At 64.7% G+C, this 24,433-nt stretch carries 25 protein-coding genes; 17 read left to right on the top strand and 8 right to left on the bottom strand.

Features of this window, described 5'->3' with window-relative positions; genetic code table 11:
* The first annotated feature begins 37 nt into the window (after nucleotides 1–37).
* On the top strand, nucleotides 38–718 hold the full coding sequence (gene rpe / locus AADJ04_RS04730) for a ribulose-phosphate 3-epimerase (RefSeq protein WP_044396438.1): 681 nt from the start codon (nucleotides 38–40) through the stop codon (nucleotides 716–718).
* Nucleotides 719–798: 80 nt separating this feature from the next.
* Here the strand turns inward: rpe and AADJ04_RS04735 are convergent, their stop codons facing one another.
* Nucleotides 799–1,176 (bottom strand): hypothetical protein, encoded by a 378-nt coding sequence (locus AADJ04_RS04735; RefSeq protein WP_341238922.1) that lies wholly within the window; start codon nucleotides 1,174–1,176, stop codon nucleotides 799–801.
* A gap of 177 nt (nucleotides 1,177–1,353) precedes the next feature.
* Here AADJ04_RS04735 and gph point away from each other — a divergent pair, with 177 nt between their 5' ends.
* Nucleotides 1,354–2,067 (top strand): phosphoglycolate phosphatase, encoded by a 714-nt coding sequence (gph, locus tag AADJ04_RS04740; RefSeq protein WP_341238923.1) that lies wholly within the window; start codon nucleotides 1,354–1,356, stop codon nucleotides 2,065–2,067.
* A 24-nt stretch (nucleotides 2,068–2,091) separates the two neighbouring features.
* On the opposite strand, the gene AADJ04_RS04745 is transcribed toward gph, so the two are convergent.
* Nucleotides 2,092–2,679, bottom strand: a complete 588-nt coding sequence (locus tag AADJ04_RS04745; RefSeq protein ID WP_066697259.1) for a chalcone isomerase family protein — start codon at nucleotides 2,677–2,679, stop codon at nucleotides 2,092–2,094.
* A 374-nt stretch (nucleotides 2,680–3,053) separates the two neighbouring features.
* On the opposite strand from AADJ04_RS04745, the gene trpE reads away from it, so the two are divergent.
* The 6 genes from trpE to trpC are packed head-to-tail and all read left to right on the top strand — an operon-like array spanning nucleotide 3,054 to nucleotide 7,488.
* Entirely contained in the window at nucleotides 3,054–4,553 is a 1,500-nt protein-coding gene (gene trpE / locus AADJ04_RS04750) for an anthranilate synthase component I (RefSeq protein ID WP_066697286.1), read from the top strand.
* Nucleotides 4,550–4,885 (top strand): chorismate mutase, encoded by a 336-nt coding sequence (locus tag AADJ04_RS04755; protein WP_066697262.1) that lies wholly within the window; start codon nucleotides 4,550–4,552, stop codon nucleotides 4,883–4,885. The genes trpE and AADJ04_RS04755 overlap by 4 nt, the downstream gene beginning before the upstream one ends.
* Entirely contained in the window at nucleotides 4,882–5,466 is a 585-nt protein-coding gene (locus tag AADJ04_RS04760; protein WP_066697265.1) for an aminodeoxychorismate/anthranilate synthase component II, read from the top strand. Before AADJ04_RS04755 ends, AADJ04_RS04760 begins: the two co-directional genes overlap by 4 nt.
* A 46-nt stretch (nucleotides 5,467–5,512) precedes the next feature.
* Nucleotides 5,513–6,544 (top strand): anthranilate phosphoribosyltransferase, encoded by a 1,032-nt coding sequence (trpD, locus tag AADJ04_RS04765; protein WP_066697268.1) that lies wholly within the window; start codon nucleotides 5,513–5,515, stop codon nucleotides 6,542–6,544.
* Nucleotides 6,545–6,551: 7 nt separating this feature from the next.
* Entirely contained in the window at nucleotides 6,552–6,695 is a 144-nt protein-coding gene (locus AADJ04_RS04770) for a hypothetical protein (protein ID WP_167336940.1), read from the top strand.
* A complete protein-coding gene (trpC, locus tag AADJ04_RS04775; RefSeq protein WP_288486739.1) occupies nucleotides 6,688–7,488 on the top strand; it encodes an indole-3-glycerol phosphate synthase TrpC in 801 nt (266 codons plus the stop codon). The genes AADJ04_RS04770 and trpC overlap by 8 nt, the downstream gene beginning before the upstream one ends.
* A 224-nt stretch (nucleotides 7,489–7,712) precedes the next feature.
* Here trpC and AADJ04_RS04780 read toward each other — a convergent pair whose 3' ends face one another.
* Nucleotides 7,713–8,573 (bottom strand): MBL fold metallo-hydrolase, encoded by an 861-nt coding sequence (locus AADJ04_RS04780; RefSeq protein WP_341238924.1) that lies wholly within the window; start codon nucleotides 8,571–8,573, stop codon nucleotides 7,713–7,715.
* A gap of 161 nt (nucleotides 8,574–8,734) precedes the next feature.
* Here AADJ04_RS04780 and AADJ04_RS04785 point away from each other — a divergent pair, with 161 nt between their 5' ends.
* From AADJ04_RS04785 to AADJ04_RS04800, 4 genes are all read left to right on the top strand, one after another.
* Nucleotides 8,735–9,166, top strand: a complete 432-nt coding sequence (locus AADJ04_RS04785) for a YeeE/YedE family protein (protein WP_066697289.1) — start codon at nucleotides 8,735–8,737, stop codon at nucleotides 9,164–9,166.
* A gap of 30 nt (nucleotides 9,167–9,196) precedes the next feature.
* Nucleotides 9,197–9,625, top strand: a complete 429-nt coding sequence (locus tag AADJ04_RS04790) for a YeeE/YedE family protein (protein ID WP_066697276.1) — start codon at nucleotides 9,197–9,199, stop codon at nucleotides 9,623–9,625.
* Between the two features lie 44 nt (nucleotides 9,626–9,669).
* Nucleotides 9,670–11,379 (top strand): sulfate permease, encoded by a 1,710-nt coding sequence (gene sulP / locus AADJ04_RS04795; RefSeq protein WP_341238925.1) that lies wholly within the window; start codon nucleotides 9,670–9,672, stop codon nucleotides 11,377–11,379.
* 160 nt (nucleotides 11,380–11,539) lie between these two features.
* Nucleotides 11,540–12,268 (top strand): uracil-DNA glycosylase, encoded by a 729-nt coding sequence (locus tag AADJ04_RS04800; protein ID WP_341238926.1) that lies wholly within the window; start codon nucleotides 11,540–11,542, stop codon nucleotides 12,266–12,268.
* A gap of 37 nt (nucleotides 12,269–12,305) precedes the next feature.
* Here AADJ04_RS04800 and AADJ04_RS04805 read toward each other — a convergent pair whose 3' ends face one another.
* The 4 genes from AADJ04_RS04805 to AADJ04_RS04820 all read right to left on the bottom strand — a co-directional run bounded on the left by AADJ04_RS04805 (nucleotide 12,306) and on the right by AADJ04_RS04820 (nucleotide 16,611).
* The gene (locus AADJ04_RS04805) at nucleotides 12,306–12,896 is read right to left on the bottom strand and encodes a hypothetical protein (protein ID WP_198847698.1); all 591 of its coding nucleotides are present in this window, start codon (nucleotides 12,894–12,896) and stop codon (nucleotides 12,306–12,308) included.
* A 153-nt stretch (nucleotides 12,897–13,049) separates the two neighbouring features.
* The gene (gene queA, locus AADJ04_RS04810) at nucleotides 13,050–14,195 is read right to left on the bottom strand and encodes a tRNA preQ1(34) S-adenosylmethionine ribosyltransferase-isomerase QueA (protein WP_341238927.1); all 1,146 of its coding nucleotides are present in this window, start codon (nucleotides 14,193–14,195) and stop codon (nucleotides 13,050–13,052) included.
* A 79-nt stretch (nucleotides 14,196–14,274) separates the two neighbouring features.
* Complete coding sequence (locus AADJ04_RS04815; protein ID WP_341238928.1) at nucleotides 14,275–15,243, bottom strand: 1-phosphofructokinase family hexose kinase; 969 nt, start codon at nucleotides 15,241–15,243, stop codon at nucleotides 14,275–14,277.
* Between the two features lie 87 nt (nucleotides 15,244–15,330).
* The gene (locus AADJ04_RS04820; RefSeq protein ID WP_341238929.1) at nucleotides 15,331–16,611 is read right to left on the bottom strand and encodes an HD-GYP domain-containing protein; all 1,281 of its coding nucleotides are present in this window, start codon (nucleotides 16,609–16,611) and stop codon (nucleotides 15,331–15,333) included.
* Between the two features lie 108 nt (nucleotides 16,612–16,719).
* Here AADJ04_RS04820 and recG point away from each other — a divergent pair, with 108 nt between their 5' ends.
* The 5 genes from recG (at nucleotide 16,720) to AADJ04_RS04845 (ending at nucleotide 23,037) form a co-directional block, all read left to right on the top strand.
* Complete coding sequence (gene recG, locus AADJ04_RS04825) at nucleotides 16,720–18,840, top strand: ATP-dependent DNA helicase RecG (RefSeq protein WP_341238930.1); 2,121 nt, start codon at nucleotides 16,720–16,722, stop codon at nucleotides 18,838–18,840.
* A gap of 44 nt (nucleotides 18,841–18,884) precedes the next feature.
* Nucleotides 18,885–19,850 carry a LysR substrate-binding domain-containing protein gene (locus AADJ04_RS04830; RefSeq protein ID WP_341238931.1) on the top strand — a complete coding sequence of 322 codons (966 nt, stop codon included), beginning with the start codon at nucleotides 18,885–18,887 and terminating at the stop codon, nucleotides 19,848–19,850.
* Nucleotides 19,851–20,065: 215 nt separating this feature from the next.
* Nucleotides 20,066–21,817, top strand: a complete 1,752-nt coding sequence (locus AADJ04_RS04835) for a dipeptidase (RefSeq protein WP_341238932.1) — start codon at nucleotides 20,066–20,068, stop codon at nucleotides 21,815–21,817.
* A 177-nt stretch (nucleotides 21,818–21,994) separates the two neighbouring features.
* Nucleotides 21,995–22,510, top strand: a complete 516-nt coding sequence (locus tag AADJ04_RS04840; RefSeq protein WP_044396586.1) for a Dps family protein — start codon at nucleotides 21,995–21,997, stop codon at nucleotides 22,508–22,510.
* 158 nt (nucleotides 22,511–22,668) lie between these two features.
* The gene (locus AADJ04_RS04845) at nucleotides 22,669–23,037 is read left to right on the top strand and encodes a response regulator (RefSeq protein WP_198847704.1); all 369 of its coding nucleotides are present in this window, start codon (nucleotides 22,669–22,671) and stop codon (nucleotides 23,035–23,037) included.
* Between the two features lie 228 nt (nucleotides 23,038–23,265).
* Here AADJ04_RS04845 and AADJ04_RS04850 read toward each other — a convergent pair whose 3' ends face one another.
* A complete protein-coding gene (locus tag AADJ04_RS04850; protein ID WP_341238933.1) occupies nucleotides 23,266–24,390 on the bottom strand; it encodes a hybrid sensor histidine kinase/response regulator in 1,125 nt (374 codons plus the stop codon).
* Nucleotides 24,391–24,433 lie beyond the last annotated feature (43 nt).

Raw genomic sequence — 24,433 nt, forward strand, 5'->3', positions numbered from 1 at the left:
AAACCCCGCAGCGTTCCAGCTTTGCGACAATCGCGGGATGAGCCGCACCTTCCAAATCGCCCCCTCCATCCTCTCTGCCGACTTTGCCCGCCTGGGCGAAGAAGTGCGCAATGTCATTGCCGCTGGCGCCGACTGGATCCATTTCGACGTGATGGACAACCATTACGTGCCCAACCTCACTTTCGGCCCCATGGTGTGCCAGGCCCTCAAACCCCACGCCAAAACGCCTGCAGGCGTGGCGGTGCCGATTGATGTGCACCTGATGATCCAGCCGGTGGACGCGCTGGCCGCCGCCTTTGCCGACGCTGGCGCTGACTACATCAGCTTCCACCCCGATGCCTCGGGCCACGTGCACCGCAGCATCCAGGCCATCCGGTCCAAGGGCGTGAAGCCCGGTCTGGTGTTCAACCCTGCCGAGCCACTGGATGTGCTGGACTGGGTGATTGACGATATCGACCTCATCCTCATCATGAGCGTGAACCCCGGCTTTGGTGGCCAGAGCTTCATCGACTCGGCCCTGCGCAAGATCGAAGCCGTGCGCAAGCGCATCGACGCCTGCGGCAAAGACATTCGCCTGGAAGTGGATGGCGGCATCAAGGCCGACAACATTCGCCGCGTGGCCGATGCCGGTGCTGACACCTTTGTGGCGGGTAGCGCGATTTTCGGCAAGCCGGACTACAAGTCGGTGATCGACGCCATGCGCGTTCAGCTGGCCTGACGCACCCAAACGAGCTGCGGGGACTGTGTTAGCCCCCGCTTTCGCTCGGGCGCCGAGCCTGCCCCACGCCGTGCCAGAGTTCAGCGCGGCTCGTAGGTGGTGGTGACGGATTCGCGCAGCAACCCGCCGCCTGCGACGGAGCCACTGGCGGTGGACTCCAGCCGACGCACACATTCCGCCTGGTCGGCGGCCTCCTGAAAAACCTTGCAGCGCTCACGGGCGGTGGCCTCAGCGGCGGTGCCGGGGCTGCTCAACTGGCCTTTGGCCGCCGCATCGCGTGCGGCGCTGGCTTCGCGCAGGCAGGTGGCCTGGGAGTCCTGTGTGTTTTGGGTCATGCAGGCGCGCCGTTCTTCTTCGTAGCGGGCGCGGGCATCATGCGTGGGTTGGGCCAGGGCGGTGACGCAGGCCAAGGTGGCTGTCACGGTAAAGGCGGATGTCAAAAATGCGGTGCGTTTCATGGAGATTCCTTGCAGTGAGCCAGGGAAATGAAGGCAAAGCATAAAAGCCTGAGCGGCCGGGCATTGTCAGACGAGGCCTGCCCTGGGCGTACGCGGCGGGGCGCCGTGGCGTGCTGGCGCTGGTCTATATTCAGGCGCTTTCATCGCTGTGCTGGCGCCTTTCCGCCCCTTCTTCCTGTGAACCTGAATACCCTGAACCCCAGCGGCGTAGACGCCGTCATCGTCGATCTGGATGGCACCATGGTGGACACCATGGGTGACTTCAACGAAGCATTGAACCGCATGCTGCGCGATCTGAGCCTGCCCCCCATTGCCGCCGATCAGGCCGAGAACATGGTGGGCAAGGGCTCGGAGCATTTGCTGCGTTCGGTGCTAAAACACGTTCTAGCGCCCGTGGAACAAGCGCAGGCAGCTATCAAAATTGAAGCGCTGTTTCCGCAAGCCTGGGCCCGCTACCAGCACCACTACCTGGAAATCAACGGCAGCCATTCGGCCGTGTACCCCGGCGTGGTGCAGGGGCTGCAAGCCTTGCAGGGGGCGGGCCTGCCGCTGGCTTGCCTGACCAACAAGCCGCTGGCGTTCGCTCAGCCACTGCTCCAGGCCAAAGGCCTGGATGGTTTTTTTGCACGCGTGTTTGGCGGTGACAGCTTCGAGCGCAAAAAGCCCGACCCGCTGCCCCTGGTCAAGACCTGCGAAGCGCTGGGCAGCTCCGCAGCGAGCACGCTGATGCTGGGCGACTCCAGCAATGACGCGCAGGCGGCACGCGCCGCCGGTTGCCCGGTGGTGCTGGTGACCTATGGCTACAACCACGGCCAGCCAGTGCGCAATGTGGATGCCGACGGGTACGTCGATTCGCTGGAAGAAGTGGGGCGCTGGCTGGCCCGCCGGTGACGCGCCGGCCGCGTCTGCTCCGCGTCAGGCAGGCTTGCCCAGCAAGGCGTCTTTCAGCTTGAAGTCGGCGGGCAGGTTGCCCAGCCAGATGCCCAAGAGGGCATTGAAAAATTCAGGCTCCTTGAAGGGCTCGCCCTGGACTTTGCCCTTCACGGTGATGACGGTGCCGGTGCCCGGAATCCAGTCGATCATGAACTGATCGCCCGCCTGCAGCTTTTTGTGGTCTGAAAAGATCTGGCTCATGCGCAGCACGCCCGGCACGATGCGCGAGAACGCGGCGCGGTCCATGTTGTCTTCCATGCCTCGGGAAAACAGCTTGCCCAGTTCTGTCGAGTCAATTTCGCGCAGCATGGTGATGCTCAGGCGCTTGGGGCCGCGCTGGCTGGCTACTTCTTGTGGGGTGGAGGCTTTTTTCTCCAGGTATAGGCCGGCGGTGTACACCTTGAACACCGCCTTGTAGCGCACACCGGCTCCGTTGAGCTGCACGGTGCTATCCCCCAGCGCCTGGGTGGGTTCGTACTTCACGTCGGCCACGGTCACTGCCTGGCTCCAGGCACTGCCTGCCAGGATGAAGGCGCACACGCCCAGAGCCCATCGCTTCAAGATCGTCATCTACAGCTCCCGAAAAAAGAACGGTCGTTCGTTTCAAATTGTTGCTTCACCGCCAGGCCTGTGCAACAGGGTTTTCGATGGGGTAGGCGTTGGTTTTGTTGTGATGGGGTCATCCGCAGACAAATTCCCCGGGAGCCTTTGCTACACTTTGGCCCCATGTTCATTCATCACGTGTTCATCACAGGTTGCAGCGACCGGGGAGCCTGGCCCTGGCGTCAGCCTGCCGCTTTGAACGCCTGATGGCACCTGGGCCTGAGCCCGGCGTGCACCCGTGGCCTCTGCCCCATTCAGGCGGCAAGGCCGATTGAATGGACCGCAGCGCCCCCGTTTCACTGCCCAAGGGATGCGCGCTGCGACAGCTGGGAGCTCTCCCCGTGATCACAGAACTTGAATTCAAAAGCCTGGCCAGCGAAGGCTATAACCGTATTCCGCTCATGGTCGAGGCCTTTGCGGACCTGGAAACCCCGCTCTCGCTGTACCTGAAGCTGGCGCACACCAAGGACGGCGGCAAGCACAGCTTTCTGCTGGAGTCCGTGGTGGGCGGCGAGCGCTTTGGGCGCTACAGCTTCATCGGTCTGCCTGCGCGCACCCTGCTGCGCGCCAGTGGCTTCGGGGCCGAGGCGCGCACCGAAGTCGTGACCGACGGCCAAGTGGTGGAAACCGCTGCGGGCAATCCGCTGGACTTCATAGCGGAGTACCAAAAGCGCTTCAAGGTGGCTTTGCGCCCCGGCTTGCCGCGTTTTTGTGGCGGCTTGGCGGGCTACTTCGGGTATGACGCGGTGCGCTACATCGAGAAGAAACTCGAATCCACCTGCCCGCCCGACACCCTGGGCTGCCCCGACATCCTGCTGCTGCAGTGCGAGGAGCTGGCCGTCATCGACAACCTGTCGGGCAAGCTCTACCTCATTGTCTACGCGGACCCCGCCCAGTCTGAGGCCTACACCCGGGCCAAGAAGCGTCTGCGGGACTTGAAGGAGCAGCTCAAGTACTCGGTGAGCGCCCCGGTGGTGAAGGCCACCGAAAGCCACCCCGCCCAGCGCGACTTTGCCAAGGCCGATTACCTGGCCGCTGTGGAGCGGGCCAAGGAGCTGATCGCTGCCGGTGACTTCATGCAGGTGCAGGTCGGCCAGCGCATTCACAAGCGCTACACCGAGTCGCCCTTGTCGCTGTACCGTGCGCTGCGTTCGCTGAACCCATCGCCCTACATGTACTTCTACGACTTTGGCGACTTCCATGTGGTGGGCGCCAGCCCCGAGATCCTGGTGCGCCAGGAAAAGACGGAAGACGGCACCAAGGTCACCATCCGCCCCTTGGCGGGCACCCGCCCACGCGGCGCCACCCCAGAGAAGGACAAGGCGGCTGAGGTCGAACTCATCAACGATCCCAAGGAGCGCGCCGAGCATGTGATGCTGATCGACCTGGCGCGCAACGACATCGGCCGCATCGCGAAAACCGGCACCGTGAAAGTGACCGAGGCCTTTGCGGTGGAGCGCTACAGCCATGTGATGCACATCGTGAGCAATGTGGAAGGCATCCTGCATGACGGCATGACCAGCATGGATGTGCTCAAGGCCACCTTCCCGGCAGGCACGCTGACCGGCGCGCCCAAGGTGCATGCCATGGAACTCATCGACCAGCTCGAACCCACCAAGCGTGGCCTGTACGGTGGCGCTTGCGGGTATCTCAGCTATGCGGGCGACATGGACGTGGCCATTGCCATCCGCACCGGCATCATCAAGAACGGCACCCTGTATGTGCAGGCGGCCGCTGGCGTGGTGGCAGATTCTGTGCCTGAGCTGGAATGGAAAGAAACCGAACACAAGGCCCGCGCACTGTTGCGTGCGGCCGAGCTGGTGGAGGAGGGCCTCGAATGACCCGCGCAATCGACAAAGTCAAACACTGCCACACGATGCAGGATGTGCGCCGTGAAGTAAACGCGCTGGACGACGTGCTGGTGCCCCTGCTGGTGGAGCGCGTGGGCTACATGACCCAGGCCGCCCGCATCAAGCAAGACCCCGCCCAGGTGCGCGACGAAGCCCGCATCCAGGCCATCGTGGACCGTGTGCGCGAGCGGACCCTGGCCGAAGGCGGCGACGCCGATGTGATGGAAGCCATCTACCGCAGCCTCATGGAAGCCTGCATTGCTTATGAACACCGCGAGTTCGCCCGCCTGCGCGAGCCCGCCACTGCCGGGAGCGCCGCATGAAACTCTTGATGGTCGATAACTACGACAGCTTCACCTACAACATCGTCCAGTACTTTGGTGAACTGGGCGCCGAGGTGGAAGTGTTCCGCAACGACGAGATCACCGTGGCCGAGATCGAAGCGCGCCTGAATGCGGGCAAGCTCGATCGTCTGGTCATTTCGCCCGGCCCCTGCTCACCGGCCGAGGCCGGCATCTCGGTGGCTGCGATCAAGCACTTTGCGGGCAAGCTGCCCATCCTGGGTGTGTGCTTGGGCCACCAGAGCATTGGCGCAGCGTTTGGGGGCAACATCATCCGCGCGCAGGAGCTGATGCATGGCAAAACCAGCGTCATCACCACCACGCAGAAGGGCGTGTTTGCCGGGTTGCCTGAAAAGTTCACGGTCAACCGCTACCACTCGCTGGCCATCGAGCGCGCCACCTGCCCCGAGGTGCTGGAAGTGACGGCCTGGACGGAGGACGGCGAAATCATGGGCGTGCGCCATAAGACGCTGCCGATTGAAGGCGTGCAGTTCCACCCCGAAAGCATCTTGACCGAGCACGGCCACGCCATGCTCAAGAACTTTTTGGAGCAGCGGGCCTGAGTGCCGCTACCGTTTCGGTCATCACCCCACACCCAGCAGGTACCCCATGCCCATCACCCCCCAGGAAGCGCTGCAGCGCACGATTGAACACCGCGAAATCTTCCACGACGAGATGCTGCACCTGATGCGACTCATCATGAACGGCGAGCTCTCGCCGGTCATGACCGCCGCCATCATCACCGGCCTGCGCGTGAAGAAGGAAACCATTGGCGAGATCACCGCCGCCGCGCAGGTCATGCGCGAGTTCAGCACCAAGGTGCACGTTCAGGACACGACCCACATGGTGGACATCGTGGGCACGGGTGGTGACGGTGCCAACACCTTCAACATCTCCACCTGCTCCATGTTTGTGGCAGCGGCGGCGGGCGCCAAGGTCAGCAAGCACGGTGGGCGCAGTGTTTCCAGCAAGAGCGGCAGCGCGGATGTGATGGACGCTCTGGGCATCCACATCCACCTGCAGCCAGAGCAGATCGCCCGGTGCATTGCCGACGTGGGTATTGGCTTCATGTTTGCGCCCAACCACCACCCCGCCATGAAAAACGTGGCGCCGGTGCGCAAGGAGCTGGGCGTGCGCACGCTGTTCAACATCCTGGGGCCGCTGACCAACCCGGCAGGCGCGCCCAACATCTTGATGGGTGTGTTCCACCCCGACCTCGTCGGTATCCAGGTGCGCGCGCTGCAGCGCCTGGGCGCCGAACACGCGCTGGTTGTGTACGGCCGCGACGGCATGGACGAAGTGAGCCTGGGCGCCGCTACGCTGGTGGGCGAGCTGAAGAATGGCCAGATCACCGAATACGAAATCCACCCCGAAGACTTTGGCCTGCCCATGGTGAGCAACCGGGCGCTGAAAGTGGAAACGCCCGAGCAGTCGCGCCAGATGCTGCTGGATGTACTCAGTGGCACGACCGGCGCTGCGCACGACATCGTTTGTCTGAACGCCGGGGCAGCGCTCTATGCGGCCAATGTGGCGGCGTCCATCCAGGACGGCATCGCCAAAGCACGCGCGGCGATTGCCAGTGGCGCTGCCAAGGCCAAGCTGGAGGCGCTGGTGGTGCGCACCCACGCGCTGGCGGCCTGAGGCAGCCATGTGGAGCGACCCTGGACTGTGGATCGCCCTGGGCGTATCGGCGCTGTTCATCGTGGTGGGCGTGGTGATGCACCGCGTGTTCACCAACATACTGAAACAGGGCTCTGAGGAGCCCGACAAGAAGGCTGCAAACCATGAGTGACATCCTCAACAAAATCGTCGCCGTCAAGCACGAAGAAGTGGCCGCCGCCAAAAAGCGCCTGCCGCTGCCCGCCATGCGCGCCGATGCCGAGAGCCGTGTGCTCACCCGCGACTTTGAAGGCGCGCTGCGCGCCAAGATCGCCAAGGGTCAGGCGGCGGTGATTGCCGAGGTCAAGAAGGCCAGCCCCAGCAAGGGCGTGCTGCGCGCCGACTTCGAGCCTGCCGACATTGCCCAGAGCTACATGGAAGGCGACGGCAAGGTGAGTGCGGCTTGCCTGTCGGTGCTGACCGATCGGCAGTTCTTCCAGGGCCAGCCCGACTACCTGAAGCAGGCCCGCGCCAGCACCTTGCTGCCCGTGCTGCGCAAGGATTTCATGGTGGATGCGTACCAGATCTATGAATCGCGGGCCATGGGGGCCGATGCCATTCTGCTGATCGCCGCGTGTCTGGATGACGCGCAGATGGCCGACTTTGAAGCCATCGCCCGCAGCCTGGACATGGCGGTGCTGGTAGAAGTGCACGACCGCCCCGAGCTGGAGCGCGCCCTCAAGCTCAAGACCCCGCTGGTGGGCATCAACAACCGCAACCTGCGGACGTTCGAGGTTACGCTCGATACGACCTTGGGCATGCTCAAGGATGTGCCTTCTGATCGCCTGCTGGTGACCGAGTCCGGCATCCTCAAGCCCGCCGATGTGAAGACTATGCGCGATGCGGGCGTGCATGCCTTCCTGGTGGGTGAAGCCTTCATGCGGGCCGACGACCCAGGGCTGGCGCTCGCCAAGCTGTTCGCCTGAGGGTTGGACGGGCGGGGCACAAGCGCTCCGCATTTCCGCGCTGCGCGGGAGGGCTTGATGGCATTTGGCGCTGCGCTTCGGTGTCAGCCCTCCGCGTCCAATTGCTGGCCCTCCAATTCAGGCTTGCAGTCCTGTGGCTTGGCCGCCGTGCAGCGTGCTGCCGTGCACATCCCGCACAGTGATCTGGGGCGGGATGCGTTTTTTTTTGAAGCCCCTGGGAGGTATCACAGCGCGTTCAGCGGGATCTTGAGGTAGCTGACGCCATTGGCCTCGGGGGGGGGCAGCTCGCCCGCGCGGATGTTGACCTGCACAGAAGGCAGGATCAGCACCGGCATGGCCAGGCCTGCATCACGCTTAGTGCGCATGGCCACGAACTCTGCTTCGCTCACGCCGTCGTGCACATGGATGTTGCGCGCGCGCTGGTCCGCCACGGTGCATTCCCATTGGGCTGCCCGGCCCTCGGGTGGGTAGTCGTGGCACATGAACAGACGTGTCTCGGGTGGCAGGCTCAGCAACTTGCGAACCGACTGGTACAGCGTATGGGCGTTGCCGCCGGGGAAGTCGCAGCGCGCAGTGCCCACATCGGGCATGAAGAGCGTATCGCCCACGAACACCGCATCACCCACCTGGTAGGCCATGCAGGCGGGGGTGTGGCCGGGCACCGACAGCGCCTGCGCCTGCAGGGCGCCAATCGCAAAGGTGTCACCGTCTTCAAACAGGTGGTCGAACTGGCTGCCGTTGGTGGCGAATTCAGGCTCCAGATGGAAGATGCCCTTGAACACGTTCTGCACCTGGGTGATCTTGCCGCCGATGGCAATCTTGCCGCCCAGGTGCTTGCGCAGGTACGGCGCCGCCGAGAGGTGGTCGGCATGGGCATGGGTTTCCAGAATCCAGTCCACCGTCAGGTTCTGCTCGCGCACGAAAGCGATCAGCTGATCGGCTGAATCCGGGCGGGTGCGGCCGGACTTGGGGTCGTAGTCCAGTACCGAATCCACCAGCGCGCAATGGCCGCCAGGCGCATCGAACACCACATAGGACACGGTCCAGGTGGCCGGGTCAAAGAAGGCTTTCACTTGAGCTTGCATGGCAACTCCCTATGTTTTATAAAAAAACAGAATGTGGTTGAATAATATATTAAATCATATACAATTTCCAGCCATGCGAACGCAGCGATGGTGCCTTGGACATTCGGGCAGTGATCGTGGAACTGTTCAAGCCATTTTGTGAAATCAAGGAGTACAGAGACATGACGATTGACTGGAACCACTTCACCCCCTGGATGTCGCTGGCCGGCGGCATCGTGCTGGGCCTGGCCTCGGCCCTGTTCATCCTGTTCAACGGGCGGGTGCTGGGCATCAGCGGCATTGTGGGCGGGCTGCTGCGGCCCAAGACGCGCGACATCGTCTGGCGTCTGTCGTTCCTGCTGGGCATGCTGGTGGCGCCCAGCCTGTATGTGGCCTTCATCGGCCCGATGGTCGCGACCATCGACGCTAGCTGGGCCATGGTGATCGTCGCGGGCTTGCTGGTGGGCATTGGCACCCGCTACGGCTCGGGCTGCACCAGCGGCCATGGTGTGTGCGGCCTCTCGCGCATGTCGCCCCGCTCGCTGGTGGCCACGCTGTCGTTCATGGCGGCGGGTTTCATCACTGTCTTTTTGCTGCGCCACGTCTTCGCGTAAGCCGCCCGTTTTCAAGTTGAGGAGCACACCATGGCACACCGTTTGATGGAATTTGTTGTTGGCCTGTTGTTTGGCATCGGTCTCATCGTGGCTGGCATGACCGATCCGGCCAAAGTCCAGGGCTTTCTGGATCTGGCCGGGAATTGGGACCCGTCGCTCGCCTTTGTGATGGGCGGGGCCATCCTGGTCGGCATTGGCGCCTTTTTTGTGGCCCGCAAGCGCACCACCGCTTTTTTGGGTGGTGCCATGCAGTTGCCTACAGCACGCCACATCGACAAGCGCCTGGTCATTGGCAGTTTGATGTTTGGCGCAGGCTGGGGTGTGGCCGGTTTCTGCCCTGGGCCCGCCATCGTGTCGGCGGGCGCTGGCCAGCCCAAGGCCATCGTGTTCGTCATTGCGATGGTGGCAGGCATGGCCATTTTTGAATGGCTGGAATCGCGCCGCTCCACGAAAGCCTGAGCTTGACTCATCGCCTTGAGTTGTAACGGCAAGGAAGGCCCGCCATGAACCCCATTCCCGACTGGCTGCGCAACTACCGGGCCTCCTGGCTGGCCGGGGATGCGGTGGCGGGCCTGATCGTCACGGTGATGCTGATCCCGCAAAGCCTGGCCTATGCGCTGCTGGCGGGGCTGCCGGCCGAAGTGGGGTTGTACGCCAGCCTGCTGCCCATCGTGGCTTATGCGCTGCTGGGCTCCAGCATGACGCTGGCTGTGGGGCCCGTGGCCGTGGCTTCGCTGATGACAGCGAGCGCCTTGCAGCCGCTGGCTGCGGCAGGCTCGGTGCAGTATGTGCAGTTGGCCGTGTTGCTGTCGCTGCTCTCCGGGGTGATGTTGCTGGCCTTTGGCCTGTTGCGCCTGGGGTTTCTGGCGCATTTCTTGAGCCACCCGGTCATCAGCGGCTTCATCACCGGCTCTGCGGTACTGATTGCCGTGGGCCAGCTCAAGCACCTGCTGGGCGTGAAGGTGCAAGGCGAGAACGTCTTTCAGACCCTCTCCAGCCTGGCCCACGCCTTGCCCCAAACCAAGCCCGCCGTACTGGCGCTGGGGGGCGCCAGCGTGCTGTTCCTGTGGTTCGCCCGCAAATATCTGGCCAAGTTGCTGGTGCGCACAGGTTTGCCCGCCAAAGCGGCCGACATGGCTGCCAAGCTGGCGCCAATGCTGGTGGTGGTTGTTTCCACGGCCGTCGTCAGCCTGTGGGGGCTGGACCGCAGCCACGGTGTGCCCGTGGTGGGCACCGTGCCGCAGGGCTTGCCCGCGCTGGGTCTGCCCGCCTGGGATTGGGGCTCTGTGCAGGCGCTGTGGTTGCCTGCGCTGCTGATTTCACTGGTGGGCTTTGTCGAGAGCGTGTCGGTGGCCCAGTCGCTGGCGCTCAAGCGGCAGCAACGCATTGAACCCAACCGCGAACTGCTGGGCTTGGGCGCTGCCAACCTGGCCAGCGCCGTGTCGGGGGGCTTTCCGGTCACCGGTGGGTTTGCCCGCTCGGTCGTCAATTTTGCTGCCGGTGCCAACACACCGCTGGCAGGCGTCATCTCCGCCGCGCTGATGGCGCTGGTGGTGGCTTTCTTCACCGGCTGGTTCCATGCACTGCCGCAGGCCGTGCTGGCGGCCACCATCATCGTGGCGGTGACTGGCCTCATCGATTGGGACACCTTGCGCGAGGCCTGGCACTACGATAAGGCCGATGCGCTGTCGCTGATCGCCACCGCGTTGGGGGTGATGGCGCTGGGTGTCGAGGCAGGCATTCTGCTGGGGGTGGCGTTGTCGCTGGGCACCTTGGTGTGGCGCAGCAGCCACCCCCACATGGCCGTCGTGGGCCGGGTGCCGGGTACCGAGCACTTCCGCAACGTAGACCGGCACCAAGTCGTTACCGAGCCCGGCTTGGTCGCGGTGCGGGTGGACGAAAGCCTGTATTTCGCCAACGCCAGCGTGCTGCAAGACCGCATTGAGGCGCTGCTCCACGCCAACCCCGCCGCGCGCCATGTGCTGCTGGTGTGCTCCGCCGTCAACCAGATCGACGCCACCGCCCTCGGGGTGCTGGGTGATCTGGAACGCAGTTTGCGCGAGCGCGGCATTCGCTTTTTGCTGGCCGAGGTCAAAGGCCCGGTGATGGACCGGCTCAAGCATACTGACTTCGGTCGGCGCATGCAGGGCCAGGTGTTCCTGAGCACGCACGAGGCTTTTGCAGATGTAGCGCAGAGACACCGAGCAGGCTGAATTTTTAGATGAAATAAGGCTCTAGCGCTTGATGGATAAGCGCAAGCAGCTATCAAAATAATAGCTTTTGATGGCTGCCAGCTGCACTGGCAAGCCACAGCAGGCGTGAGGGGCGTTTCGCCCGATACTCTAGCCCCGCGCACATTCTTGCTGCTTTGCCATGACCGACTTGCTTGCCCCTGCCAACGAAGCCCCCACTCAGCTCACCTCTGCCAACCCTGCCGATTGGCCTGTGGCCCCTGGCTGGCAGCCGTTGGTGGATGAGTTTTTTGGTGGACCGGTGGGGCAAAAGCTGCTGGCTTTCTTGCAAAGCCGCATGGATGCAGACGCCAGCATCTTCCCACCCCGCCCGCTGCGCGCGCTGGAACTGACCCCGCCCGATGCCGTGCGCGTGGTCATCCTGGGGCAAGACCCCTATCACGGGCGTGGGCAGGCCGAAGGGCTGGCCTTTTCGGTGGCGCCCGGCGTGCGCCTGCCGCCCTCGCTGCAAAACATCTTCAAGGAAATGCAGCGCGACCTGGGCGTGCCGTTTCCACCCTTTCCCAATCCTGGTGGCAGCCTCGTGAAGTGGGCGCAAAACGGGGTGCTGCTGCTCAACACCTGCCTCACCGTGGAAGAGGGGCAAGCTGCCAGCCACGCCGGCAAGGGCTGGGAGCTGCTGACCGATGCCGTCATCCGCCATGTGGCTGAAGGGGATCGCCCGGTGGTTTTCATGCTGTGGGGCTCGCACGCACAGTCCAAACGCGCCTTCATCCCGCAAGACCGGGGGCACCTCGTGCTCACATCCAACCACCCCTCGCCTCTGTCGGCCTTGCGGCCACCCGTGCCCTTCATTGGCAATGGCCATTTCGGCCATGCGCGCGCGTTCCGGGAGCGGAACCAGGGCTGAGGCGCTGCCCCACACCTTCGCCGCGCTGGAGGGGGGCTTATTCCTCGGCCTTGGGTGCCAAGGGCGCCGCAGGCGACTCGCAGCCCGCAGCCTGCCCCAGCCCCTTGAGGTAGCTGCGCCGGATGGTGCCCGCTGTGATGGAGGCTTCCACCTCGCGGCTGTACTTCTCGGCGCCCGTCAGCTTGCGCACCCAGCTGCGCATGGGCACAACGTCTTCTGCTGCGCCTCTCACGGCGCCGATGGCTCCCTTCTTCGCTGCGCCCGCACCCCGCTCAATCAGACTGGGGTTGGTTGAGGTGGAAGGGGTGTCCAGATCGGCCCCCAGCACCGCATCCAGTGACCGCACCTGCTCTGCCAGCGCTTGGCAGCTGCGGTCGGTCGGCAGGGCGTAAGGGGCTTGGCGGGCTGCCGCCAGCTGCGGCGGAATGTTTGCCTTCACCAGATTCAGGTCTGACAGCGGAGGCGTGATGGCACGGCCCACCTCCGATGCTGTATCGGAAGACTGTGGCGCCCCATGCGCTGTGCCTGCGGCTGCCTTGGTGTTCTTGTCAGTCGGGTTGGCGGCGCAGCCCCCGAGCAGCAGAACACAGGAAAGCGCCACGGGGTGGAGGGAGAGGGTTTTTCTCATGAGGGGAGGTCTTGCAACGTGTGCCAGCTCCAATGTGTGCTGGTCAGTCGCGGCGAGTGTAGGCCCGGTGTGTCGTGCCTTGCCCCTCTTGATGACATCCAATCCTAAACAGGTGTGACGATTTGCTCGGCGTGGCGGTGACAGGTCGTTGGATCAGTTCGCGGCCTTGGCGCGTTCCAGCAGCATCGCATCCCCATAGCTGAAAAAGCGGTAGCGCTGGGCAATGGCGTGGCGGTACAGGCCCATGATGTGGGCGTAGCCGGCAAAAGCGCTCACCAGCATCATCAAGGTGCTTTTGGGCAGGTGGAAGTTGGTGATCAGCACGTCCACCACCTTGAAGGTGAACCCTGGGGTGATGAAGATGTTGGTGTCACCCGTGGTCTTGCCGCTTTGGGCCCACGATTCCAGCGTGCGCACGGTGGTGGTGCCCACGGCCACCACGCGGCCACCGCGTTGGCGGCAGCGTTCCAGGGCGGCCAGGGTGGCCAGGGGCACTTCGTACCACTCGCTGTGCATCTGGTGTTCGGCCAGGTTTTCCGTTTTGACCGGTTGGAAGGTGCCTGCGCCCACGTGCAGGGTGACGCTGGCGCGCTCGATGCCGCGCGACTGCAGCTCGGTCAGCACGCCTTCGTCAAAGTGCAGCGCAGCGGTGGGCGCCGCAACGGCGCCGGGGTTGCGGGCAAACACGGTTTGGTAGCGCTGGCTGTCTTCTGCCTCGTCAGGGTCGTGCTCGGTGTTTTGCTGGCGTTCGATGTAGGGCGGCAGCGGCAGGTGGCCGTGGCGGTCCATCAACTCCCACGGCGTCTCGCCTGCGGGGCCTTGCAAGGCAAAGCGGAACAGCGGGCCGTCTTCGGTGGGCCAGCGGCCCAGCAGCCTGGCATCAAAGCCGCCCGCGTGGCGGCCGCCGGCCATGTGCACGGTGCTGCCGGGCAGGGGCTTTTTGCTGACCTTCATGTGGGCTACCACTTCATTGCCCGTGCTTCCAGCCTCGGCGGGCAGGACGCGTTCGATCAGCAATTCCAGCTTGCCGCCACTGGCCTTCTCGCCAAAGATGCGGGCCTTGACGACGCGGGTGTCGTTGAAGACGAGCAGATCGCCCTCGCGCAGCAGGCCGGGCAGTTCACGGAAGATGCGGTCTGCGGGCGCCATGGCGCGGCCGTCGAGCAGGCGCGATGCGCTGCGCTCGGGGGCGGGGTGCTGTGCAATGAGTTCGGGGGGCAGCGAGAAGTCGAAGTCGCTGAGGGTGTAGGCGTGTGGTGCCAGGGGTGCGCCAGGGGCGGAGAGCGAAAGATCGGTCATGGGCTTGAGGGCCGAACGGGCCCGTGCCAAGAAAAAAGGGCGCTATTGTCCCACGCCCCGATGCGCTCGGTGTGGCGGTTCAGCGGGCCACAGTGATCACCTGCGGCACGGGCACCTGGGCGTGCAGGCGGTGGATGTCTGCGGCCTGGGCCAGCGCGGTGCCGGGCGACAGCAAGGCGGCTGCCCCGGCAGCCACGCCCCAGCGCAGGGCCTCGGGCGGCGTGTCGCCACGGTCCAGCGCCCAGACCAGCGCTGCCAAAAAGCAATCGCCCGCCCCGGTGGTGCCGGTGGTGGCCGGCACCTCAAGCGCTGGTGCGTGCCATACGCCGTCGCGGTGGGCCAGCACCGCGCCTTGCTCACCCATGGAAACGGCCACCGTGCTGGCAGCGCCTTGCTGCACCAGGGTGAAGGCGGCGTCACCGCATTCCTGCACGGTGTTCAGCGGCCGTTGCAGCAAGTCGCGCAACTCGCGCAGGCTGGGCTTGACGAGCGCTACCCCCACTTCCAGCGCTGCCGCCAGCGCGGCGCCCGAGGTGTCGAGCGCAAACGGTGTTCCTTGCTGTTGGGCTGCGCGGGCCAGTTGCGCATAAAAGTCGTGCGGCATTCCGGGCGGCAGGCTGCCGCTGGCGATGATCCACCGGGCGAGTAGCGAACCCGGCTCTGCGGTTGGCAGCAGGGCCTCTAGCAGGGCTTGGGATTGTGTGGAGTCCACCGTGGGGCCTGGCAGCACGAACCGAAACTCCTGGCCAGTGCGGGTCTCCAGCACCGACATGTTTTCACGGGTATCGCCAGCGATGGCGTGCATCTGGCATGCCACCCCTTCTTGCTGCAGCAGTGCTTGCAGTTGCGCGCCTGCAGGGCCGCCCACCAGGGCCCGTGCCTCTACCGCAGCGCCCAGGCGGTGCAGCACCCGGGCCACATTGATGCCGCCCCCGCCCGGATAGCGCAGCACCGCACCGCACCGCAGCTTGTGGGTGGGCAGCACCTGCTCGGTGCTGGTGGCAATGTCTAGCGCGGGGTTGGGGGTGAGGGTCAGAAAAGAGGTCATGGCGCGGCGCGTGAGGGCGTCAGGTGACTGGCCTTCGGTGGTGCTGCGGCGTGCCGAAGGCGCTGGGGTCAGGGCTACCCGTGGGGGTTACCAGGGGCGCTCTGGCAGGCCCGACCACAACTCGTTGAGGTCTGGAAACCGCCATTTGTCAGGGTCTTCGCGGGCGACGATTTTTTCGTTGCAGCCCGGCTCGGCCAGGTTCACCACTTCAGGGGGGATGCGCAGGTCTGACTTGGTGGAGAAGAACACCTTCACGCGCGGCGAGGTGAGGGACTTTTCGCCTTGCTCTGTCACCACGCCAATGCGGCCGGATGACAGCCGCACGAGCGAGCCCACCGGGTAGATGCCGATGCTTTTGACGAAGGCCTGGAACAGGCGCGGGTCGAAGTGCCCTTTGGTCCACTCCGCCATGCGGCGAATGGATTCGGAAGGATCCCAGCCTCGCTTGTAAGGGCGGTCCGATGTGATGGCGTCGTACACGTCGCAGATGGCCGTCATGCGCGCGATCAGCGAGATCTGGTCGCCCTGCAGCTTGTCGGGGTAGCCTGTGCCGTCCATTTTTTCGTGGTGGTGCAGGCAGGCGTCGAGCGCCGAGTCTTCGACACTGCCGCCCTCCTCGAGCTGGTTGTCGCCCTCGACTGCGTGCCTCTTGACCAGCGCGAACTCGCTGTCTGTGAGCTTGCCAGGCTTGTTCAGAACGGGCAGCGGGATGGCGGCCTTGCCCAGGTCGTGCAGCAGGCCGGCCATGCCGGCGCTGCGGGTGTGTTCTTCGCTCAGACCAATCTGCTTGGCCAAGGCCACCATCATGGCGCACACGGCCACGGAATGCATATAGGTGTAGTCGTCGGCAGTTTTCAGGCGGGCCAGGCTGATGAGTGCGCCGGGGTTGCGTCTGACGGAGTCCGAAATCTCTTCCACCAGGTTTTGCGCGTTGGCCGCGTCCACCACCTTGCCCATGCGCGCTTCGTTGAACATCGAAACGACGGCACGTTTGGACTCGCTACAAATGGAGGCAGCCAGTTGGATTTCATCTTGCATCGACGTGGGTTCGCGGCCCCGGCGCGGCAACGCAGGGCGGGGCGGCTCTTCGATGACGATGGCTGGCATGTCTTGCAGCTGGGCAAACTCTGAATCGATCTGCAGGTCAGCCTCTTCGCGCGAGACGGACATCACCCCCGCCGCCACATCCAGCCCCTTGGAGGTGTCGATCCACACCTCATCGATCGCGGTGGCCAGGATGCGCTCCAGATCCTTGGGGTCCTTCAGGACGAACTTCACACGCCAGAACGGGTGCTCCATCCAGGAGCCGCAGAATTCGTGCAGGTACATGCCCAGGATGAGATTTTTGGTACTGATTCGCTTGAGCATGACAACTATCCAGAACGCAAACTAACGCAATCGCAGGGGCCGGGGCTTTATCCATGTTAGCCTTTTCGCCCCGCCTCTCCCCTCCATTGTCCTCCCACTTTGAAGAAAATGCCCGCAGTTTCGAGGCCCGCCGCCCCGGCCGCCCCCAGTGCTGCCCAAAAAGCCTTGCAAAAGATGGGGCTGCGCCGCGATATCGACCTGGCTTTGCACCTGCCGCTGCGCTACGAGGACGAAACCCGCATCACCCCCCTGGCCAGCGCCCGCGATGGGCAGACGGTGCAGATCGAGGCCACGGTGACGGCCTGCGAGGTGCAGCTGCGCCCGCGCCGCCAGTTGCTGGTGCAGGTGGAAGACGCCACGGGCAGTTGCGAGCTGCGGTTTTTCAGCTTCTACCCCTCGCACCAGAAGACCATGGCCGTGGGCAACCGCTTGCGCATCCGGGGCGAGGTCAAGGGGGGCTTTTGGGGGCGGCAGATGCTGCACCCGGCGTTCCGGCTGGCGGGGGGCGAATTACCCGCAGCCCTCACGCCCGTTTACCCCACCACCGCCGGGCTGCCTCAGCCCTACCTGCGGCGCGCCGTGGTCAGCGCCCTGGGGCGTGTGGATTTATCGGACACCCTGCCGCCGGGGGTGGAGCCTCCTCATGCCATGTATCAAGGCCAAAATGGCCTCCAGCGCTTGTGGGGATTGCGCGAGGCGCTCACTTTTTTGCACCACCCCACTCCGGATGTGGCCCTGTCCACCCTGGAAGACCACAGCCACCCCGCCTGGCAGCGCCTGAAAGCCGAGGAGTTGCTGGCGCAGCAACTCTCGCAATACCAGTCCCGCCGTGAACGCGACCGGCTGCGCGCCCCGGTGCTGCGCCCCCAGCCTGCGCAAGATGGTGCGCTGCCCCTGCACGAACAGCTCATGGCCGTGCTGCCGTTTGACCTCACGGCCGCCCAGCGCCGCGTGGGGGAAGAAATCGCCGCCGACCTGGCCCGCCGCGTGCCCATGCACCGGTTGTTGCAGGGTGATGTGGGCTCGGGCAAAACCATTGTGTCGGCCCTGGCCGCCTGCCTGGCCATGGATGCGGGCTGGCAATGCGCGCTGATGGCGCCCACCGAAATCCTGGCCGAACAGCACTTTGCCAAGATGATTGGCTGGCTCGAACCCCTGCTGGCCGCACGCGGCCGCAAGGTGGCTTGGCTGGTGGGCGGGCAAAAGAAAAAAGACCGCACCGCCATGCTGGCCCTGGTGGCCAGTGGCGAGGCTGCGCTGGTCGTGGGCACCCACGCCGTGATCCAGGAACAGGTGCAGTTCAAGAATCTGGCGCTGGCCATCATCGATGAACAACACCGCTTTGGCGTGGCGCAGCGGCTGGCCTTGCGGCAAAAGCTGGCGGCGCACGGCATGGAGCCGCACATGCTCATGATGAGCGCGACCCCCATCCCGCGCACGCTGGCGATGAGCTACTACGCCGACCTGGATGTGTCGGTCATCGACGAGTTGCCGCCAGGGCGCACCCCCATCGTCACCAAGCTGATCGCCGACAGCCGCAAGGCCGAGGTGATCGAGCGCATCGGCGCGCAGGTGGAGGCCGGACGGCAGGTGTACTGGGTGTGCCCGCTGATCGAAGAGAGCGAGGCGCTGGACCTCTCCAACGCCACCGCCACACACGCCGATTTGAGCGAGGCCCTGCCCGGCGTGATGGTGGGCTTGCTGCACTCGCGCATGCCCACGGCAGAGAAGAAGGCCGTGATGCAGCTTTTTTCCAGCGGCCAGATGGGCGTGCTGGTCAGTACCACCGTGATCGAAGTGGGCGTGGATGTGCCCAACGCCTCACTCATGGTCATCGAACATGCCGAGCGGTTTGGCCTGAGCCAGCTGCACCAGCTGCGCGGGCGGGTGGGGCGGGGCGCAGCGGCCTCGGCCTGCGTGCTGCTGTACGCCACCAACGACAGCGGCCGCGTGGGCGAAACGGCCAAGGAGCGCCTGCGTGCCATGGCCGAGACCAACGATGGCTTCGAGATTGCGCGGCGTGACCTGGAGATTCGTGGCCCCGGCGAGTTTCTGGGCGCACGCCAGTCCGGCGACGCGCTGCTGCGTTTTGCCGACCTGGCGACCGATACGCACCTGCTCGAATGGGCGCGGGAGCTGGCCCCCCAGATGCTTGATCGCTACCCCGAATTGGCTGCCAAACACGTGGCGCGCTGGTTGGGGGGAAAATCGGACTATCTCAAAGCATGAGACGCCGCCCAGCCCCACGCTGACGCGGCCCGCAGGAACACACCATGACCCTCACCGAACTCAAGTACATCGTGGCCGTGGCGCGCGAAAAGCACTTTGGCCACGCGGCCGATGCCTGCTATGTCTCGCAGCCCACGCTCTCGGTGGCCATCAAGAAGCTGGAAGAAGAGCTGGATGTGAAGCTCTTTGAACGCAGCGCTGGCGAGGTCACGGTGACTCCGCTGGGTGAGGAAATCGTGCGCCAGGCCCAAAGCGTGCTGGAGCAGGCCGCCGCCATCAAGGAAATCGCCAAGCGCGGTAAAGACCCGCTGGCCGGACCGCTGACGCTGGGCGTGATCTACACCATCGGCCCCTACCTGCTGCCCGAACTGGTGCGCAACTCCATTACGCGCACGCCGCAAATGCCGCTGATGCTGCAGGAGAACTTCACCGTCAAGCTGCTGGAGATGCTGCGCACGGGCGAGATCGACTGCGCCATCCTGGCCGAGCCCTTCCCCGACACCGGGCTGGCCATAGCCCCACTGTACGACGAGCCCTTCATGGCGGCCGTGCCCAGCACGCACCCGCTGGCATCCAAGAAGTCCGTCACGACGGCCGAGCTGAAGAGCGAAACCATGCTGCTGCTGGGCGCAGGCCACTGTTTTCGCGACCATGTGCTGGAGGTGTGCCCCGAGTTCGCGCGTTTTGCCAGCAACGCCGAGGGCATCCGCAAGTCGTTCGAGGGCTCGTCCCTGGAGACCATCAAGCACATGGTGGCCGCAGGCATGGGCGTGACGCTGGTGCCGCGCCTTTCCGTGCCGCGCGACGCCCTGCACACGGCGGCGCGCCGCCGCAAAAGCGACGAGAGCTACATCCGCTACCTGCCTATCGAAGAAAAAGACGGCAGCCCGCCGCCCATGCGCCGGGTGGTGCTGGCCTGGCGGCGCAGCTTCACGCGGTATGAGGCCATTGCTGCGTTGCGCAACGCCATCTACGCCTGTGAATTGCCGGGTGTGACGCGCCTGTCCTGAGCGCGGGCTGCCCAAGCGGTGGCCCTGCTGCAGCGGCAGGGCAAACGAAATATTTTGTTACTCGCACCCTGTCGTTGGGCGGGGCTACACTCGCGCCGCGCTGGCAAAGCATGCCTGGCGTTTGCAATGTTTTTGCATTCCTTCCCCTCCCGTCCCTGCCGTCGCCGTTCACATGGCGGCGGCAAGTCCGTGACGGCTCCAAAAGAAAGGTTCCCATGAAGAAGCTTTGGCTTTCCGCCACGTTGGTGGCGGCCCTGTCGGCCTGCACTTCCATGCCACCCGCCGCATCCCAGGCCGGCGGCCCCATCAAGAAGCCCGAAATGGACCGCATCGCTGCGGCACCTGCCGCCATGTCTGCCGCGGCCGCATCGGGCAGCTTCAGCCAGTTCCTGGCGCTGTCGGCCCAAATGCAGCCCGAACTGGCGCCCGCCGTTGCGGCGTACGAGCGCAAGGCCACGCTGCAGGGCGATGACCTCGTCAACATCAGCCGCCTGCTGGGCCTGTACAACCGCCTGAAGAACCAGACCGCCGTGATCGACGCTACCGCGCGCATGGTGGCCATCCCCACCGTGCGCTCCGACAAGGTGCCGCCGCACGAAGATAAGCACATCATTGCGTTTGGCGCGCTGGTGGAAGGCATGGCCAAGGACTTTGGCCTGCAGTACCGCAATGTGGACAACCGCGTGTTTGAAGTGAAACTGCCCGGCAGCGGCCCCGAAGAGTTCGGCATCCTGACCCATGCCGACGTGGTGCCTGTAGTGGCCGACGATTGGGTGCTGGACGACGGCACCAAGCTCGACCCCTTCAAGCTGACCCGCGTGGGCGGCAACCTGTATGGCCGGGGCTCCATCGACGACAAGGGCTCCATCGCCACCGTGCTGTACGCCATGAAGGCCGTGAAGGAAAGCGGCCTGCCGCTGGCCCGCACCATCCGCCTCATGATCGAGACCACCGAAGAAACCGGTGGCGACGCGATGAAGTACTACCGCGCCAAGACCACCCTGCCCGAGTACAACATCGTGCTCGACAGCAAGTACCCTGCCGTGGTGGCAGAAAAGGGATCGGGTGCGCTGCGCACCACCTTTGCACTGGGTGCCGCCGCGGGCAACCAGCCCACCATCGTTGCCATGGCGGGTGCTGCATCGGCCAACGCGGTGGCCCAGACCGCCACCGCCCGCCTGCGCGGCGGCGATGTGGACGCTGTTAGCCGCCAGTTGAACGCTGCCAAGGACGCCTTTGTCGGCAAATACACCAGCCAGGGTGGCAAGTTCAGCATCGACGTGACGCGTGAAGGCGCAGATGTGCTGGTCAAGGTCACGGGTGCCTCGGCCCACGGCTCGCGCCCCGAAGAAGGCGTGAACCCGCTGCCGCGCCTGGCGCTGTTCCTACAGCAATCGGGTGTGGCGTTGGCGGCCAATGGCTATGCCCAGGCCGTGCGCTATATCGCCGACCTGTATGGCGTGGACTACCTGGGCCGCACCCTGGGCCTGGCTTACAGCGACGACTTCATGGGCCCGCTGACCCTGTCGCCCAACCTGATTCGTGAAAAAGACGGCAAGGTCGATGTACTGGTGAACGTGCGCATGCCGCGTGGCAACACGCCCGAGGCACTGTCTCAGGCCACCACCGAGCGCGTCAAGGCTTGGGGTGTCCAGGCCGGTGTGGCGGTGGAGGTGGAGCACAAGCAGGGCAACTGGATGGCGCGCGACCCCAAGGGCGCGTGGCTGGCCACGCTGCTCAACACCTTTGGCGACACCACCGGCCTGCCCGCGCAGCCGGTGCCCACCGCCGGCAGCACCACCGCCAAACTGATGCCCAACGCCATCAACTTTGGCCCTGCCATGCCCGGCAAGAAGTACACGGCCCATAACGCCAAGGAGTTCAAGGAAGTGTCGGACCTGGATGCAGACATGCAGATGTTCACCGAGATGCTGGTGCGCATTGGCAACCTGCAGCAAATGCAGTGAGCCTGGCCAGGCTGCTGGCCCGGCTTTTCACCGTTTGCTTGACCCAGGCGCAAGGTATCGGCAACGGATGACATCCACCGCCGGTGACTTGCGCTACAGTGTTTCAGGGCCCCGCGCCCGGCCTTCGGGACTGCATGGTGCGGGGTGTTTCATGTTTTCAGCACGAAAGGACCATCCATGGCCAAGCCAAGCAAAGCAGTGATCGGCAAGACCTCTGCTCCCAGCATCAACATCGGCATCAGCGACAAAGACCGCGCTGCCATCGCCCAGGGCCTGTCGCGCCTGCTGGCCGACACCTACACCCTGTACCTCACCACCCACAACTTCCACTGGAATGTGACGGGCCCCATGTTCAACACGCTGCACACCATGTTCATGGCGCAGTACACCGAGCTGTGGAACGCGGTGGATCCGATCGCCGAGCGCATCCGCTCGCTGGGCCATGTGGCGCCGGGCTCGTATGCCGAGTTTGGCAAGCTGGCCACTGTGCCTGACGCCCCCGCCAAGCCGCCCAAGGCACTGGACATGGTGCGCGTGCTGGTCGAAGGCCATGAAGCCGTGGCCCGCACCGCCCGCAGCCTGTTCCCCCTGGCCGACAAGGCCAGCGACGAGCCTACGGCCGACTTGCTCACCCAGCGCCTGACGGTGCACGAGCAAACCGCCTGGATGCTGCGCTCGTTGCTCGAAGAGTGACAACGGGCTTTCTGCGCGCGCTGCTCTTCCTTTGGGTTGCAGGGCGCCGCAGAATAGCGCCTTGTCCTACACGGCGCCGCCCCCTCGCCTGCACATGATGCGGGTTTGGCAATGCGCGCTGCCCTGGCGTCGCATGGCAGACCAACCCCCTGTGATGTATGCGAATCCTGTACGTTGAAGACAATCCAGAGCTGCGCGAAACCATTGGCATGCTGATGGAGGGTGAAGGCCGCACGGTGACGTCCTGCGCCTCTGCCGAAGAGGCCCTGGTGCTGGATGCAGGCCATCCCTTCGACGTATTGGTCACCGATGTGAGTCTGCCCGGTATGTCAGGAACCGATCTGGCCCGCCGGTTGCTGGCGGACGATCCGCTGCGCTGGGTGGTGCTGTGCTCGGGCTATGAACTGGGCAGCCAGCCGGGCAGCTGGGGGCCGAATGTGCGCACCCTGCTCAAACCGTTCGAGCTGGAAGAGCTGGAGCAACTGCTGGGTGGCATCCATACTGCCCTTGCTTCGGTCTCTACCTGATCCCTGCCGCGTGGCGGCATCTGTCGCTCACCACGCGTCTTTTCCCTTTAGAGCGGCTAACAAAACTCTTCTGGCGTCGTTGCCGCGTCTTGTCGTACTACGCGTACTGCCTGCGACGCGGCGCCTAGCCAGAACCGCTTCGCTGAGTTTTGTTAGCCGCTCTTACGGCATTCGCCTGCGCGGTCCTCCCGGCGCTTGGATGGCTCGGGCTGCCGTAGCCTATCGGCGTCAGGCGACGGCGCTTCGTGCGGGGGCGTGGCGGGGCAACGTCACCCGGAAGGTCGTGACGTTGTCTTGTGACTTGGCCTCGATGGCACCTCGGTGCGCCCGCACGATCTGGTGCGCAATGAAAAGCCCCAGGCCCAGCCCCTGGTGGCGCCCCGGTTCGCGTTTGCCCCCGCGAAACGCGTCAAACAGATGGGGCATCAGTTCGGGCGGGATGGTGCCACCGTTCGAAACCGTGATGCTCACGGTCTCTGGAAGGTTGCCATCCGCGCAAATGCGCACCGGCTGGTCTGCGCTGCCATGGTGCAGTGCGTTGCCGACCAGGTTGGTGACCACCTGGCATAGCCGCTCGGTGTCCCAAGTGCCCGCGAGGTCGCCTTCCAGGATGGATTCGATGCCGCTTTCGGGGTGGCTGGTGGCTGCTTCGTCCAGGGTGCGCTGCACCAAGGTCTGCATGTGGGCGGGGCCCAGTTGCAGCGCCAGCCCGCCTGCCTGGCGGATGCGGGTCACGTCCAGCAGGTCTTCGATCATGAGGGCCATGCGCTGGCTTGAGCGCAGCACCCGGTCCACCATCAGGGCTGCCTTGTCGGGCGGCGGCTGGCGCTTGAGCACGGTGGCCGCAGCGACGATGGACTGCAGCGGTGTGCGCAGGTCGTGGCTCAGCACGGCCATGAACATCTCGTTGATGCGCAAGGCCTCGGTGCGCGCGCGCAGCTCGTGCGCCAGCGCCTGCTTGCGCCGGTGCAGTTCAAAGAACACGCCCGCCTTGTTGGTGAGCATGTGCGGGTCGATGGGTTTGTACAGAAAGTCCACCGCCCCGCTCTCGTACCCTCGGAACTGCCAGTTCTGCTCGCGCGAGCCCGCCGTCATGAAGATGAGTGGGATGTGTCGGGTGCGTTCGCTGCCCCGGATCAGCTCCGCCAGCTCAAAACCATTCATCTCGGGCATCTGCACGTCCAGCAACGCCAGGGCCACATCGTCGTGGGCCAGCAGCAGTTCCAGGGCCTCGGGGCCCGACTGGGCCTTGAGGATGTCCAGCCCGTCACGCTGCAGCAGCGCCTCCAGGGCGATGAGGTTTTCCTCGACATCGTCAACGAGCAGGCATTTGGTGCGGTCGGTCTGGGGCATGGGCGGTAGGGAATGTGGGGTTCTCAAGGAGGGACGCATGTGC

This window comes from uncultured Acidovorax sp. (assembly GCF_964021665.1).
GTDB lineage: Bacteria > Pseudomonadota > Gammaproteobacteria > Burkholderiales > Burkholderiaceae_C > Acidovorax > Acidovorax temperans.